12 protein-coding genes are annotated in these 14902 nt (G+C 74.0%); 4 read left to right on the top strand and 8 right to left on the bottom strand.

Features of this window, described 5'->3' with window-relative positions:
• Positions 1–13 precede the first annotated feature (13 nt).
• A complete protein-coding gene (locus ACFYU9_RS35700) occupies positions 14–1951 on the top strand; it encodes a TPM domain-containing protein (protein WP_389347812.1) in 1938 nt (645 codons plus the stop codon).
• Positions 1952–2260: 309 nt separating this feature from the next.
• Here the strand turns inward: ACFYU9_RS35700 and ACFYU9_RS35695 are convergent, their stop codons facing one another.
• From ACFYU9_RS35695 to ACFYU9_RS35670, 6 genes are all read right to left on the bottom strand, one after another.
• The gene (locus ACFYU9_RS35695) at positions 2261–5041 is read right to left on the bottom strand and encodes a SpoIIE family protein phosphatase (RefSeq protein WP_389347810.1); all 2781 of its coding nucleotides are present in this window, start codon (positions 5039–5041) and stop codon (positions 2261–2263) included.
• A gap of 144 nt (positions 5042–5185) precedes the next feature.
• A complete protein-coding gene (locus tag ACFYU9_RS35690; protein ID WP_389208099.1) occupies positions 5186–5620 on the bottom strand; it encodes an ATP-binding protein in 435 nt (144 codons plus the stop codon).
• 161 nt (positions 5621–5781) lie between these two features.
• Entirely contained in the window at positions 5782–6210 is a 429-nt protein-coding gene (locus ACFYU9_RS35685; RefSeq protein ID WP_389208097.1) for a (deoxy)nucleoside triphosphate pyrophosphohydrolase, read from the bottom strand.
• A gap of 46 nt (positions 6211–6256) precedes the next feature.
• Entirely contained in the window at positions 6257–6436 is a 180-nt protein-coding gene (locus tag ACFYU9_RS35680) for an SPOR domain-containing protein (RefSeq protein WP_389208095.1), read from the bottom strand.
• 183 nt (positions 6437–6619) lie between these two features.
• Complete coding sequence (locus ACFYU9_RS35675; protein WP_389208093.1) at positions 6620–7372, bottom strand: GntR family transcriptional regulator; 753 nt, start codon at positions 7370–7372, stop codon at positions 6620–6622.
• Between the two features lie 159 nt (positions 7373–7531).
• Positions 7532–8743, bottom strand: a complete 1212-nt coding sequence (locus tag ACFYU9_RS35670; protein ID WP_389347808.1) for a DUF4190 domain-containing protein — start codon at positions 8741–8743, stop codon at positions 7532–7534.
• Between the two features lie 227 nt (positions 8744–8970).
• Here ACFYU9_RS35670 and ACFYU9_RS35665 point away from each other — a divergent pair, with 227 nt between their 5' ends.
• Positions 8971–10173 (top strand): serpin family protein, encoded by a 1203-nt coding sequence (locus ACFYU9_RS35665; protein WP_389347806.1) that lies wholly within the window; start codon positions 8971–8973, stop codon positions 10171–10173.
• A 55-nt stretch (positions 10174–10228) separates the two neighbouring features.
• On the opposite strand, the gene ACFYU9_RS35660 is transcribed toward ACFYU9_RS35665, so the two are convergent.
• Positions 10229–11806 carry a S8 family serine peptidase gene (locus ACFYU9_RS35660; RefSeq protein ID WP_389347804.1) on the bottom strand — a complete coding sequence of 526 codons (1578 nt, stop codon included), beginning with the start codon at positions 11804–11806 and terminating at the stop codon, positions 10229–10231.
• A gap of 209 nt (positions 11807–12015) precedes the next feature.
• On the opposite strand from ACFYU9_RS35660, the gene ACFYU9_RS35655 reads away from it, so the two are divergent.
• The gene (locus ACFYU9_RS35655; protein ID WP_389347802.1) at positions 12016–13143 is read left to right on the top strand and encodes a threonine synthase; all 1128 of its coding nucleotides are present in this window, start codon (positions 12016–12018) and stop codon (positions 13141–13143) included.
• A 74-nt stretch (positions 13144–13217) separates the two neighbouring features.
• On the opposite strand, the gene ACFYU9_RS35650 is transcribed toward ACFYU9_RS35655, so the two are convergent.
• Positions 13218–13946: a DUF4232 domain-containing protein gene (locus ACFYU9_RS35650; protein ID WP_389208083.1), complete on the bottom strand. Its 729-nt coding sequence runs from the start codon at positions 13944–13946 to the stop codon at positions 13218–13220.
• A gap of 218 nt (positions 13947–14164) precedes the next feature.
• On the opposite strand from ACFYU9_RS35650, the gene ACFYU9_RS35645 reads away from it, so the two are divergent.
• Positions 14165–14779 carry an antibiotic biosynthesis monooxygenase gene (locus tag ACFYU9_RS35645; protein ID WP_389347800.1) on the top strand — a complete coding sequence of 205 codons (615 nt, stop codon included), beginning with the start codon at positions 14165–14167 and terminating at the stop codon, positions 14777–14779.
• Positions 14780–14902 lie beyond the last annotated feature (123 nt).

The raw sequence follows: 14902 nt of genomic DNA, 5'->3' as shown, positions 1-14902 counted from the left end.
TAACCTCCCTTCTGTGACGCGAAGAGCCACCCGGGCCCTGCTGTCGGTCCTTGTGGCGGCGTGGTGGCTGGTCGTGCCCGGCACTCACGGCGCCCACAGTGCCCCTGCCGACGCTCCCGTCGCGCTGCCCCGGGAAGGCCGGATCACCGACCGCGCGGGGGCCGGCGGCGAGCGGCACGCGGTCGTCGTCACGGCACTCGACCGGCTCCACGACGCCCCTCGCTCGCAGCGCTCGCAGCTCTGCGTCATCTACGTCATCTGCGTACGGGACTTCTCCGGGCGTTACGGGCCCGGGCCCGTAACGGCGGCCGCCCCGGGGCCGTCCGATCCGGGGCCGGCCGATCCGAGGCCGGCCGATCCGGACGCCGCGGTCACGGACGCCGCGGTCACGGACGCCACCAACGGCACCTATCTGATCCTCCCGGTGGCCCTGGTCGTCGGCGCCGGGGCGGTCGCCGCCCACGCGTACACCCGGCGCCGCCGCAGGGCCCGGACGCGGACCACGCCGGGCGGCGGGCGCTGGGGCGGGGCGGCGTCCGGCGGCGCCGGCTGGGGCACCCCGCAGGGCCCGCCGGCCACACCGCTCGCCGAGCTCGACGGGCAGGCGCGGCGGGCGCTGGTCGAGACCGACGACGCGGTCCGCACCAGCCAGGAGGAACTGGGCTTCGCGACCGCCCGGTTCGGCGAGGAGGCGGCGAAGCCGTTCACCGGGGCGGTGGCGTACGCGCAGGGCGAGCTGACCGCCGCGTTCCGGCTGCTGCAGCAGCTCGACGACGCGATTCCCGAGGACGACGCGACCCGCCGGGCCATGCTGGAGGAGATGCTGAGGCGGTGCGCCGACGCGGACGCCCGGCTCGACGCCGAGGCGGCCGGCTTCGACGGGCTGCGGGCCCTGGAGCACACCGCGCCCGAGGCGCTGGCCGCCGTCGAGACGGCGTACGGCGAGCTGAGCGGCCGGGTGGCCTCGGCGCAGGCGGCGCTCGACACCATGCGCGAGCGGTACACCGAGTCGGCGGCGGCCCCGGTCTCCGGCGCCGTCGAACAGGCCAGGGAGCGGCTGGTGTTCGCCGCCGCCGCCGTCGACCGGGCCCGCCACCACCTCGACCGGGGCGACGGCTCCGCCGCCGCGGTGCAGATCCGGGCCGCCGAGGGCGCCGTCGACCAGGCCGCCCGGCTGTTCGGGGCCGTGGACCGGCGGGCCCGGGAGCTGGCGGAGGCGGTGGGCGGGCTGGCCGCGGCGCTCGCCGCGACCGAGGCCGACCTCGCCGACGCCCACGGCCTGCTCCAGGGCACCGCGCCGGACCCGCCGACGGCGGACCTGCGCGGCAGGGTCGGCCGGGCCGAGTCGGTGCTCGCCGACGTCCGGGCGGCCGTCGGCTCCGGCCGCTACGACCCGCTCGACGCGCTGCGCCGCGTCGAGGAGGCCGACACCGCGCTCGACCGGGCCCTCACCGGGGCCGGGGAGCGCGCGCCGGACGACCGGCGGACCCGCGCGCTCCTGGAGCGGGCCGCACTGACCGCCCGGTCCGCGAGCGGCGCGGCCGGCGACTACGTCACCACCCACCGCGGTGCCGTCGGCGCCGAGGCCCGCACCCGCCTCGCCGAGGCGCGCCGCCGCCTCGACCGGGCCGCCACCCTCGCCACCGGCGACCCGCGCTCCGCCCTCGCCGAGGCCCAGCGAGCCGACGCCCTCGCGCGGCGCGCCCAGGACCTCGCCGAACAGGACGTGCGCCAATACGGCAACCCCGACGGCCTCGGCGGCGCGGCCGGCGACCCGGGCTCCGGGGGCGGCGGCCTCGGCGGGGCGGTGCTCGGCGGCATCATCCTCGGCGGACTCGTCGACGACGGCCGCTCGGACCCCGGGGGCGGCGGCTTCGGCGGCGATTTCGGCGGCGGCCCCGGCAGCTTCGGCGGCAGCGGCACACGCGGCCGGCTCGGCAGCGGCCGGTAGACGAAGGAACGCGGCCGGCGGGAGCTCGGCGCCGCCTCCGCGGCCGCCCTGGTGGAACGGCCGGACGAGCTCGGCGACCAGGCGGAGATCGAGGCCCGGCTCGCCGCGCGGAAGCACTGAGCCGGGCCCGCGGGCCAGTGGTCCCGTGGCCCCGTGGCCCCGCCGCCTCGCGGCCCGGTGGCCTCGCGGCCCGGTGGCCTCGCGGCCCGGTGGCCTCGCGGCCCGGTGGTCGGCGGCCCTGTGGCCCCGCGGCCCCGCGGCCCCGCGGCCCCGCGGCCCTGCGGTCAAGCGGCCCCCGGCCCCCGGCCCTCAGAACATGCTGAGCAGCTGGTCGACCGTCGGTTCGGCGGCTCCGTCCCCGTCCGGCAGGGGCAGTTCGAACCACACCGTCTTGCCGCGCGGGGTGCGCCGCGAGCCCCAGGCCGCGCTGAGCAGTCCGACCAGCTGGAGTCCACGGCCGCCCTCGTCGGTGTCCTTGGCCCGGCGCCGCCGGGGCTGGACCAGGCCCGCGTCCCACACCTCGCACACCAGCGTGCGGTCGCGCAGCAGACGCAGCCGGATCTCGCCCTCGCCGTACCGCAGGGCGTTGGTGACGAGCTCGCTGACGAGCAGTTCGACGGTGTCGACCAGGGGTTCCAGCTCCCAGGCGGTGAGCTGGGCGCGGGCCAGTTCGCGGGCGCGGCCGACCGAGCGGGGCTCGCGGGGCAGCCGCCAGTCGCCGACGGCCTCGCTGGGCAGGCCCTGGATCCGCGCCATGAGCAGGGCGATGTCGTCCTCGCCGTGCCGGGTGTCGAGGGTGGTCAGGACGTGGTCGCAGACGTCCTCCAGGGGCCGGTTGGGCTTGGCGAGGGCGTTGCGGAAGGCGCTCAGGCCCTCGTCGAGCGGATGGTCGCGGGACTCGACGAGCCCGTCGGTGTAGAGCGCGAGCAGCGCGCCCTCGGGGAGTTCGAGGGTGACCTCCTCGAAGGGCTCGCCGCCGACGCCGAGCGGCATCCCCGGCGGTACGTCGAGGAGCCGGGCCTCCTCGCCGGGTTCGACGAGCACGGGCGGCAGATGGCCGGCGTTGGCGAACGTACAGCGCCGGGTGACCGGGTCGTAGACCGCGTAGACGCAGGTGGCGAGGTAGACCTCGGAGAGTTCCGGGCCGCGGGCCTTGTGCGCGCGGGCGGACTGCTGGGCGCCGGCCGGGGCGCCGAGGCCGCGGGCGATCTCGTCGAGGTGCGAGAGGACCTCGGCCGGTTCGAGGTCGAGCTGGGCGAGGGTGCGGACGGCGGTGCGCAGTTCGCCCATGGCGACGGCGGCGCGCAGGCCGCGGCCCATGACGTCGCCGATCACCAGGGCGGTGCGGTGGCCGGGGAGTTCGATGACGTCGAACCAGTCGCCGCCGACCTCGGAGCCGACGGTGCCGGGGAGGTAGCGACAGGCGATGTCGAGGCCGGCGGCCTCGGGGTCGCCGGGCGGCAGCAGGCTGCGCTGGAGGATGAGCGCCCGCTCGTGCTCGCGCCGGTAGAGGCGGGCGTTGTCGATGCAGACGGCGGCGCGGGCGGCGAGTTCGACGGCGAGGGCGCGGTCGCGTTCGCCGAAGGGTTCGCTGCCCTTGGCGCGGGAGAACTGGACGAGTCCGACGACGGTGTCGTGGGCGACCATCGGCACGACCAGGGTGGACTGGACGAGGCTGCCGTCCGGGCCGGGCACGGTGTGGACCCGGCGGGTGCGCAGGGCGCCGGCGCAGGGCGAGTTGAACGGGAAGCGGTGCACGGAGCCGACCTCGACGGGACCGGTGTCGCCGCAGTCGTCGCCGAGGAGCGGGCCGGCGGGCGTGCCCGGGACCGCCGGGCCGTGAGCCCCGGTGCCGGTGCCGGTGCTTGTACTTGTCCCGGTGCCGGTGCCGGGGCTTGTCCCGGTGCCGCTGGCGGTGCCGGCGCCGGTGGCCGGGTGTTCGCCGGTGCGCGGTTCGGTACGTGCCGCGGTCTGCTGTTCGGTGGGCGGCGCGGTGCGCGGTCTGCCGACGCGTACGGCGGGGGTGTCCGCGATCGCGCTGGCGACGGCCACCCGGCGGACCTCGGCGCTGCCCGCCCCGTACCCGACGTCGTGGGAGCTGCCCCAGCGGCCCGGCGGGGCCTCGTCGCCGGTGAGCAGGCCCTGGTAGAGGTCGACGGTGGCGAGGTCGCAGAAGCCGGGGACGGCGACGTCGAGGAGCTCGCGGGCGGTGGCCTCCAGGTCGAGGGTGTTCCCTATGCGCGCGCCGGCCTCGTTGAGCAGGGCGAGGTTGCGGCGGGCGCTGGCGGCCTCGCGGGCCGCGTTGTAGCGGCGGGTGACGTCGATGCCGAGGCCGGCGACGCCGATGGGGCGGCCGGTGCCGCTGTGCACCCGGTAGAGGTTGATGGACCACTGGCGGCGGTCCTTGGCGCCGGGCGCGGCGCCGACGATCTCCAGGTCGGTGACGGCCTCGCCGGTGTCCAGGACCTTTCGGAGGGCCGCGTTCAGCCGCTCGGCCTCGGGCCGGGCGAGGTAGTCGTCGACGGTCCGGCCGCGGTGGTCGTCGGCGGAGCCGCCGAAGACGGTGGCGAAGCGGCGGTTGGCGCGCTTCACGGTGAGGTCGGTGCCGAAGAGCAGGAAACCGAAGGGGGATTGGCCGAAAATGGCCTGCGAGGCGGCGAGGTCGGTCTCAATGCGGCGCAGCGCGCGGACGTCGACGACGATGCACAGCGCGGCCCGTTGCCCGCTGCGGGTCTCGCTCGGCATCACGTACATCTCGGCGATGCCGTGCGGTCGGCCCGCCCCCGGCCCGCCCTCGTCATCCGGCATCCGGAACGGGACCAGGCCCGTCCACTCCTTGCCGTCGAGGATCTCGCGGACCTTGCGGTGGCCGCGCTCGCGCAGGTCGGCAGGCATGAAGGCGTCGACGGGATCCTTGCCCCTGGCCTCCTCGGCGGTCACGCCGAAGAGTTCCACGGCGCGCCTGCTCCACTGGTCGACCAGCCCGTCGGGGCCGATCGAGAAGGAGGCGACCCGGATGAAGTCATAGATCGACCCGGGCGGGCTGCTCTGCCACACGACACCGCTCGCCGTCTCAGGTATCTCGCTCACGCGACCGTCCCCTCCAGCTCACCGCACCGGACCGGCCATGTGCGCAGTATTCAGCACCAAGGCCCTGGTCGGCACGACGTTCACGATCACAGGGTGGTCTCGTTCGTTTCCGGCCGAGGCCCGCTGATCGTCGTCCCACCCTGTTTACTCACCAGGGAGGGCGAGCTCGAACCACACGGTTTTTCCGGTCCTGCCCGCGCGGGTGCCCCAGCGGCGTGCGGAACAGGCCACCAGCTGGAGCCCGCGGCCGCCTTCGTCGTCGGGCCCTGCGGGGCGTTCGGTGGGCTCGACCGGAAGCGGATCGGAGACCTCCACGAGGAGCGCGGGGCCGCGCGCCGGACCGTGCGCGGGGCCGCCCCCGTCGGGCCCGAGGCGGACGAGGCGGACGCCGATGGGCCCGGAGGCATAGCGCAGCGAGTTCGTCACCAGCTCACTGACGAGCAGGACGGTCACGTCCCCGATCACCGCGTCGAGCCGCCAGGCGCGCAGGGTGTCCCGTACCGCGTGACGGGCCGTGCGCACGGCATTGGCCTCCGCCGGGAAATGCCACTCGGCGCAGTCGCCTTCGGTGTCGATCACGAGGCCCACGTCCTATTTCGGGGGGTTAATCACGACATACCCGATATTCGGAGTGGGATATCGCGCCGGGTGGGCCCATCGGCGCATGGTGGCACGAACGGCGTACGGCCCGGTCGCGGGCGCCGCGGGGGGCGCCGGAGCGATGCCGGGACCCCCGGAACCTACGGAAGCCCGGGCCCGGGCAGCAGGCGGGCGGCCTCGGCGACGGCGGGGCGGTCGGCGTCGATCCAGTCGACGGAGTCGAGCTCGTGACGGGCCAGCCAGCGCAGTTCGTCGTGGTCCTGGAGCGGCTCGGGCCGCGCCGCGCCGTCACGGAGGCGGGCGGCCCAGACCCACAGCACGTAGCCGGGCTTGAGCGGCCACTCGCCGGGGATGCGCGCCACGGTCTCGGTCTCGACGCCGAGCTCCTCGCGCAACTCCCGGACCAGCGCCCCCTCCGGCGTCTCGCCCGGCTCCAGCTTGCCGCCGGGCAGCTCCCAGCGGCCGGCCAGCTCGACGGGCGCGCTGCGGCGCGCGGCGAGCAGCCGGCCCTGGTCGTAGAGGGCCCCGGCGACGACCACGACGGGGTCGGTGCGGTGATCAGTCGTCATGGCCCGGAGCGTAACCCGGGCGTGGTCAGCACCCGGGGCGGGCGGGTCAGAGCGCGGGCTGGCCGATGCGCTCCACCCAGTAGATCTGCTTGTGTCCGCGGTCGTCGAGGCTGTCGGCGATCCGCTGGGCCTCGTCCTTGGTCGCGTACCGGCCCACGCGGTAGCGGTTGCCGTTGTCGTCCTGCCTCACGACCAGCCAGGTCAGGTCTGCGGCGTTGTCGTTCATCGGACTCATCGGATTTCCCCCTCCACCGGTCCGGCCGTGTCTGACGATCTCCAGGAAATCGCATTCCGCATATGCCCGAGCTTACGCCCGACCTTTACACAGCGGATACGGGTTTTCACAAAGAGGTATGTATCTGGCCAGTAACCAGCGGTCCGGGGGAAAAGAGGGGGATTCCGGGCGGGGTCAGCGCACCGGCAGGTGGTACGCGATCTTGTAGCGGTCGGCCGGGATGACGACGTCCGCGGCCTCCACCGCGCGCCCCGAGGCGTAGAAGGTCCGCTCGATCACCATCACCACGTGACCGGGCACGCCGCCGAGCGTCAGCAGCTCCTCCGCGAGCCCGGGCCGGGCGGTGACCTCCTCCACCACGTTGTCCACGACGACGTCGATCGCGGCCATCCGCTCGACGACCCCGCAGCCGCCCAGCGGTCCCTCCTCGGGCAGCATCACCGGCGTGCGGCCGGTGACGGCGAGCGGCTCCCAGGAGGTCGAGATCATCATCGGCTCGCCGCCCTCCCGGTACACGTACCGCGTGCGCATCACCCGCTCCCCCGCCTCGATGCCGAGCCGTGCGGCGACCTCCGGGCCGGCATCCTCCTGCTCGCTGCCCGACTCCCAGGTGCCGCGCGCCCCTTCGGCACCCTGCTCCTGACGGAAGGTGCTCGCACCGGAGGCGGGCCGGTATCCGGAGCGGGCGATCCGGCGCGGCACGGGCCGCTCGCGCACATAGGTCCCCGAGCCGGAGCGCCCCTCGACCAGGCCCTCCGCCATGAGGACCTTGCGCGCCTCCAGCGCGACGGTGTCCGACACCCCGTACTCCTCGCGGATGCGCGCCTGCGAGGGAAGGCGGGTGTGCGGGGGAAGCGAGCCGTTGGCGATCTTCTCCCGAAGGTCGCTCGCCACACGCAGATAGGCCGGCTGCTCACCGAACGTCACTGGACACTCCCCTCGGCTTGACTGTGAGCCACAGCGTCGCAACCGAGGGTGCGCACCCGCAAGCATGGGCCAGAGTTTCACCCGAAGTGATGATTTGCCTTTACGTGAGGCCTTACCGCAGGTATAGCCACCGAACGCCCGTCGGAATCCTCGGCATCCTCAGACCTTCCTGCTCCCGCTGTCACCGTCACCACTGCTGTCACCACTGCTGTCACCACTGCCGCCGCCCGTGCCGCCGCCACCGCTGTCGCTGCTGTCGCTGCCCTGCGGGACCGGCGTGAGGCCGAGCGCCGCGCGGGAGTCCTTGCCGAGGTCCGGGGGGAGCGCGTCGTACGCCTCGTCGTAGGACTCCCGGAAGGCGTCCGCGTCAGTCGCCGTCGCGAGCTTCTGCCACGTGCGCGCCGCCGCGTCCAGCTTGGCCGCGAGCCGCCCGACGGACTCGGCGGACTCCGCCGGCCAGGCGTGGGCGCGCAGGCCGTCGCCGGCCGTGGTGACGGCGTGGTGCACCTTCTGCGCCCACGCCTTGTTGGCCTCCAGATCGGCGTCCGCGTCCTCGTCCGGCTCCTCGAAGACGGCGTCGTCGACCGGGTTCATGGTCGTGAGGAAGTGCAGCTGGTGAAGGTCGAGCGTGGTGGCGTCGCTGCGCAGGGAGGTGGTGAAGGGCTCCTCCTCGGTGGCGAGCGCACAGGTCACCGTGCGGTCGCCGCTCCGCCAACTCTCCTTGCTCGGCAGGTAGTAGTAGGTGACCGCGGCCTCCGGAACGGCCCAGGTGTCCAGCGCGTACGCGTTGTTGATCCGCTCGCAGCGCTTCTCGGCGATCTTGTCGATCGCGTCCTCTCCGGGCCACTTGGTGAAGCCGGTGACCTTGAAGCCGCCGCTGACCTCGCCCTGGTGCGGCTTGGTGCACACGACCGTCTTCACGTCGGTCGTGTACGCCTCCAGCTTGCCGTCGACCTTGAAGCAGTCGCCCTTCTGCAGGTCGAACGCCGACCGCTGGGACGCGGCCTCGTCCATGCCCTTCTTGAAGTCCCGCCAGGCGTCGGCGAATCCGCCCGACGCGATGCCGAGGACCATCAGGAGGCTGGCGAGGGAGGAGAGCACGATGCCCGCGACCGCGAACCCCTTGCCCCTCTGCTGCTTCCGTTTGATCTGCGGCAGCGCGATCAGGCCGAACACGAGGCCGAGCGGCGGCAGACAGCACACGATGCCGGAGACGAGCGACGCGACCGCGAGTCCGTTGGTGCCCTGAGGGGGCGTCCCGTAGGGGCCCGGACCGCCGGGCACGAGGCCGGGGCCGTAGGGGCCGGGCAGCGGCGAGGTGTACGGGCCGGGGACCCCGTACGGGCCGGGCACGCCACCCTGACCGGGCACCGGCCCGAACCCCTGACCCCCCTGACCTGCTCCCTGACCCGCTCCCTGGCCAGGCGCGGGCCACTCCTGGCTCGGCGGCTGCGGAGGCTGCTGCGGGGCCGGGAAATCCTGGGGCGACGGGGAGGGATCCACGAGTACGGTGCTCCTGTTTGGGGCGGGGAATTCGGCACGGATTCAGAGAATCGAACGGGCGCGCGCATCGTACGTGGTCCGGGGACAGGGGCGGAATGCGGGTCTCTACGGTGCGGGCGGTCAACCGGCTGACGGCCCGTTGGGCCGGGGCGCTGCCGCCCGACGGCGAGGGCACCGTCCTGTCCGCGACCGGCGTCTGGCCGCTGCTCGCCTTCCTCGCGGACGGCGCGGGCGGCCCGGCCCGGGGCGAACTGGAGGAGGCCCTCGGCATGGCGGCCGGCCCGGCCGCGGACGCGGCGCGCGAACTGCTCGCGGGCCTCGCCCGGATCCGCGGCGTCGGCTCGGCCGTCGGCCTGTGGACGCGCCCCCGGGTGGCGCTGAACGACGCCTGGGCCGCGGGCCTGCCGGACGCGGCCCTCGGCCGGCTCGGCGCGGACGACAAGGCGAACCAGCGGCTCCTGGACGCGTGGGCGGCGGAGCGCACCGGCGGCCTGATCCCGCGGATGCCGGTCGCCGTCAACGAGGAGACGGAGCTGGTCCTGGCCGCCGCGCAGGCGGTCCGCACGAGCTGGCTGCGGCCCTTCCGCGAGGGCGGCATGCTGCCCGAGAACGGCCCTTGGGCGGGGCGCGAACTGGTCGCGCTGCACCGCACGACCGGGCTGCTCGACCGGGTCGGCGTGGCCGGGACGGCCGCGGGGCCACTGACGGTCCTGAAGGTCCTCGGCGACACGGGTGTCGACGTGCACCTGCTGCTCGGCCCGGAGGACGCGGACCGCGGCGCGGTGCTGCGCGCCGGACTCGACGTGCTGGCCGGCACCGTGACGACCGTGCCGGGCGACCGGCTGCCGCTGGGCGAGCCGGGCCCGGGCCTGCGCGTCCGCAACGTCCGCAGCACCTCGCGCGATCCGTACCTCTCGGTCAGCACCTCGCCGTTCTCGCTCACCGCCACCCACGATCTGACCGCGCTGCACGAGGTGTTCGGCCTGACGACGGCGAGGACGGGGGACGACGCGCTCGGGCACTTCCCGGGCGTCGCCGACAATCCGCCGCTCTTCGTCCAGGAGGCCCGCCAGGCGGCGCTGGCCCGCTTCACCGCGTCGGGCTTCGAGGCGGCGGCGGTGACGGCGTTCGGGATCGCCGGCGGGAGCGCCGTGCCGCGCTTCCCGTACGTCGTGCGGCACGTCGACCTGGACGTCGACCGCCCCTTCGGCTTCCTCTGCGTCCACCGCACCTCGCGGCTGGTGCTGTCGGCGGGCTGGGTGCGGGATCCGGTCCCGTACGTCTTCGAGGAGGAGTGACCGAAGGGGCGGCCGCCGTACGAACGGCGACCGCCCCTCCCGATGACCGCGGGCGTCAGAACTGCAGCGCCCAGGAGTCGATGTAGCCGGTGTCCTGGGCCGCGTTGTCCGTGACCCGGAGCTTCCACGTGCCGTTCGCGACCTCGGAGGAGGCGTTGACGGTGTAGGTGGTGTTGATGTTGTCCGCGCTGCCGCCGGTGCCGAACGCCTTCAGCGTGTACGCCGAGCCGTCGGGGGCGATCAGCTGGACCTGGAGGTCACCGATGTAGGTGTGGACGATGTTCACCGGCACCTGGAGCGCGGCCGGGGCGTTGCCCGTGACGCCGCTGACGGTGACCGGGGACTCGACGGTCGCGTTGTCGTTGATCGTGTAGTCGGCGGTGTTCTCGAAGCGCGGGCCGGTGGGCGGCGGGGTGGTGCCGGTGCCGACGTAGAGCAGCTTGTTCGGCGAGCCGGTGCCGGGGCTGGTCACCACGTTCGGGGTGGCGGCGGCGGTGAGGGCCGAGGAGACGGCGGCCGGGGTCGCCGTCGGGTGGTCGGCCAGGTAGAGGGCGGCGGCGCCGGTGACGTGCGGAGTCGCCATCGACGTACCGGAGATGGTGTTGGTGGCCGTGTCGCTGGTGTTCCAGGACGAGGTGATGGAGGAGCCCGGGGCGAAGAGGTCGAGGCCGGTGCCGTAGTTGGAGTAGCTGGCCTTGGCGTCGGTGGACGTCGTCGCGCCGACCGTGATCGCCTCGGCCACGCGGGCCGGGGAGTGGTTGGCGGCGTTGTCGGTCTCGTTTCCGGCGGCGACCGCGTAGGTCACGCCGGAGGCGATCGAGCGGCGCACGGCGTCGTCGAGGACGGTGTCGACACCGCCGCCGAGGCTCATGTTGGCGACGGCCGGCTTGACGGCGTTCTGGGTCACCCAGTCGATGCCGGCGACGACCTGGTCGGTGGTGCCGGAGCCGGAGTTGTCGAGGACCCGGACGCCGACGATCTTCGCCTTCTTGGCGACGCCGTAGGAGTTGCCCGCGACCGTGCCGGCGACGTGGGTGCCGTGGCCGTGGCCGTCCTGGGCGGTGTTGTCGTTGTCGATGGCGTCGTAGCCGTAGGAGGCGCGGCCGCCGAAGTCGCTGTGGGTGATGCGGACGCCGGTGTCGATGATGTACGCCGTGACGCCCTGGCCCGCGCTGTCCGGATAGGTGTAGCTCTGGTTCAGCGGCAGGGCCTTCTGGTCGATCCGGTCGAGGCCCCAGGACGGCGGCGAGGGCTGGGTGCCGTCGACGTGGAAGACCCGGTTCTGGCTGACGGACCGGACCGCCGGGTCGGCGGCGAGCCGCTTGGCCTGCGCCTCGGAGAGTTCGACGGAGTAGCCGTTGAGCGCCGCGTGGTACGTCCGCTTGATCTTGGCGCCGAACTTCGTGGCGACCGCCCGGCCCTGCGCCGAGTCCGCGCGGGCGGCGGAGTCGCGGAGGGTGACGATGTAGCTGTCGGCGACGGTCCCTTCGGCGCCGGCGTTGAGGATCACGCCTTCGGCGCTGCTCCCGGCGGCCATGACCGGGGCGGTGGACAGGGAGCCGAGCGCGAGGGCGGCGACGGCGATGGCGCCGGCGGCGGCGAGCCTGCGCCGCGAGTCACGCATCACGGACATGTGAGGGGTCCTCCTCATTGGTGGTGCGCTGCTGTGGGGGTACGGGTTTTCCTGGGCACTCTTCATGGACATGACAAGACTTCGTCCGGGGTCGCGGACGGTTCGTCATATCCGGGTGCCGAACGAAAGATTGACCGAGTCATGGGAATCACACAAGAGTCCCGAGCGTCATGACACGCGTCCGCCACAAGGCTGACATCCTGGCGGCCATGACGGCCTACGTATGCCCCCGCTGCCACGTCCGGGCCCCCGCGTCCGCCCTCACCTGGCGTTGTCCGCACTGCCACGGCCCCTGGGACCTCGACTTCGCCGCCGCACCCGTCTCCCTCCCGTCCCTCTCGTCACGCGTGAATTCACTGTGGCGTTACGCGGAGGCGCTGCCGCTCGCCACCGAGATCCCCCATGTGACGCTCGGCGAGGGCCGTACGCCCGTCGTCCCGCTGACCGAGCGGGTTTCGGCCAAACTCGACTTCCTCATGCCGACCTCCTCCTTCAAGGACCGCGGCGCGGTGATGCTCGCCGAGCTGGCGCGCCGGCTCGGCCCGCGCACGGTGATCGCCGACAGCAGCGGCAACGCGGGCACGGCGATCGCCGCGTACGGCGCCCGGGCCGGACTCGACTGCGCCGTGTACGTACCGGAGGGGACGTCCCCGAAGAAGCTGGAGCAGATCCGGGCGCACGGCGCCCGGGTGGTGGTCGTGGCGGGCGACCGGGAGGAGACCGCGCGGGCGGCGCGCGCTGCGGCTGACGCACCGGACGTCATGTACGCCTCGCACGCGTACAACCCGCACTTCCTGCACGGCACCAAGACGTACGTCTACGAGCTCTGGGAGGACCTCGGCGGCCGGCTCCCCGACACCCTCGTCCTGCCCGTCGGCAACGGAACGCTGCTGCTCGGCGCGGCCCTCGCCGTCGAGGAGCTGTACGGGCACGGCCTCGTCGAGAGCCGCCCCGCCCTGGTCGCGGTCCAGGCGGAGGCCGTCTCGCCGCTGGCCGCCGCCTTCCACGCGGGCGCGGACGAGCCGGCCGGCCCGGCCGAGAGCCGCCCCACCCTCGCCGAGGGCATCGCCATCAGCGCCCCGCCCCGCGCCGCCCAGATCCTGCGCGCCGTCCGGCTGAGCGGCGGCACCTTCCACACCGTCACCGACGACCAGGTCCGCACCGCCCAGCTCGACCTCGCCCGCCGCGGCCTGTACGTCGAGCCGACGGCCGCCGTCTGCTGGGCCGCGGTCCGCGCGGCCCCGGACCGCCCGGGCACCACGGTCGTGCCGCTGTGCGGCGCGGGCACGAAGACGGGCCTGGCGGGCGCGGGCACGGCAGAGGGCCGGCGCGCCTAGGGCCTGTCCGGCGGATCAGGGCCGGACAGGCCCTAGCGGCGGCACCGGCCCTCACGCGGAGCTCTCGGTCAGGCTCAGAACTCGTCGGCGCCGTTGCGGAGCTCCGGCGTCCAGTAGCCGGTCTTCGCGACGGCCTCGTCGACGGCCAGGCCGCCGGCCGGGGCCTTGACGACGATGCTGCCCTCGGTGGGGGCGTCACCGGTGAAAAGGTTCACGTTGAAGGACGTAACAACCTTGTTGTCCTCGTGGACGCCACCGTTCACGACGCGCACGTTGGCGTACGCCGGGCTGCCGGCCTGGAGGACGACCGGGCTCGCCGGCTTGCTCTTGGCGACTGCCGGGATGTCCTTGGCGGTCTGGATCTGGCCGAACGCGAGCAGCGGGTAGCCGTCCAGGCGGCAGGTGCGGCCGGAGGTGTTGGTCGCGGTCAGCACGATGTGCTCGGTGGGCGTCTCGTCGGCCTTGGCGGCCGTGATCTTCACGTCCTTGACGGTGCAGGACGGGGTGGCGCCCGACGTCTTGCCGCCGGTCTTGGAGGAGGTCTTCGTCGTGCTCTTGCCGCCGCCGGTCGTCGACCCGCCGGTGGTGCTGCCGCCCGTGGTGCCGCCGGCGGTGGTCGAGCCCGCGGCCTCGGTGGTCGTCTGGCCGCCCTGACCACCCGACGTGGCGGCGGCGCCGGCCGACGCGGCGCCCTCGTCCCGGCTGCCGCCCTTGTCGTCGCCGCCCTGGCAGGCGGTCATACCCAGCGACAGCACGGCAACGGCCGCGACGGCGAGGACGGTGTTCTTACGGATCGTACGCATGGTCAGGCTCCCCCGGTCAGGTTCGGACGGCACCACTCCCTGTCGGTGCCACGACCACTCTCCCGCCGGCCCTTGCCGTCCGGCTTGCGTACCGCTAACGCGCCTTTGCCGTCACCCGAACGCCCTTGTCGCGTTGCCCCGCGCCCGCCCCGGCCCTCGCATGGAAGGCGGGGAAGAACGAGCACTCACCGGGGGCACCGGAAGGCAGGAAGGCCGCTATGTACGTGCGCACCATCTACATGACGGGTGATCCGGCACAGCTCGACGACGTCGCCGAGTCGGTCCGGAGCGAAGGGCGCGAGCTGCTGTCGGGGCAGCGGGGCTATCGCGGCATGGGAGTGTTCGTCGACCGGACGGTCGGCAAGCTCCTGGTGGGGTCCTGGTGGGAGGACGAGGCGTCCCGGCAGGCCAGCGAGGAGGCCCTGCGCGCCCGGCGGACCGAGATGTTCGCGCCGTTCTCACGGACCGGGGCCATCGACAACTGGGAGGCCGCCGTCGCCCGCCGCCGCGAGGACGTCGGCCCCGGCGCGACGTTCCGGCTGGCCCGGCTCGACGTCGAGCCCGCCGGCATCGACCGGCTCGTGACGACGTTCCGCGAGACCGCGCTGCCGAAGGTGGAGGCCATCCCCGGCATGAAGGGCGTCTCGCTCCTCGTCGACCGCGCCCACGGCAGGGCCGCGGTGGGCACGCTGTACGCCGACAGGGCCGCCCTCGACGCGTCCCGCTCCACCGTGACGGCGATCCGCGACGAGGCCACGGCGAAGGCCGGCGTCGTCACGCGCAGCCTGGAGGAGTTCGACGTCCTCGTCGCCACGGCCGTCCCTCATACCTGACACGCAGATGAACCCAGTGAACGCAGATAAAGTCCTGTAAACGCAGAAAAGCCCCGCACCATACGGTGCGGGGCTTTCCCACAATGATTGTTCGGCGGCGTCCTACTCTCCCACAGGGTCCCC

The organism is Streptomyces sp. NPDC004327 (assembly GCF_042873935.1).
In the GTDB taxonomy this organism is placed as follows: domain Bacteria; phylum Actinomycetota; class Actinomycetes; order Streptomycetales; family Streptomycetaceae; genus Streptomyces.
This window is presented reverse-complemented; position numbering and strand designations above follow the sequence as displayed.

What these genes read in the sequence shown, in the direction of transcription:
- ACFYU9_RS35685 (WP_389208097.1), bottom strand. Translation starts at nt 6,210, where the DNA reads ATGACGACTGATCACCGCACCGACCCCGTCGTGGTCGTCGCCGGGGCC.
- ACFYU9_RS35680 (WP_389208095.1), bottom strand. Translation starts at nt 6,436, where the DNA reads ATGAACGACAACGCCGCAGACCTGACCTGGCTGGTCGTGAGGCAGGAC.
- ACFYU9_RS35665 (WP_389347806.1), top strand. Translation starts at nt 8,971, where the DNA reads ATGCGGGTCTCTACGGTGCGGGCGGTCAACCGGCTGACGGCCCGTTGG.
- ACFYU9_RS35660 (WP_389347804.1), bottom strand. Translation starts at nt 11,806, where the DNA reads ATGTCCGTGATGCGTGACTCGCGGCGCAGGCTCGCCGCCGCCGGCGCC.
- ACFYU9_RS35655 (WP_389347802.1), top strand. Translation starts at nt 12,016, where the DNA reads ATGACGGCCTACGTATGCCCCCGCTGCCACGTCCGGGCCCCCGCGTCC.
- ACFYU9_RS35650 (WP_389208083.1), bottom strand. Translation starts at nt 13,946, where the DNA reads ATGCGTACGATCCGTAAGAACACCGTCCTCGCCGTCGCGGCCGTTGCC.
- ACFYU9_RS35645 (WP_389347800.1), top strand. Translation starts at nt 14,165, where the DNA reads ATGTACGTGCGCACCATCTACATGACGGGTGATCCGGCACAGCTCGAC.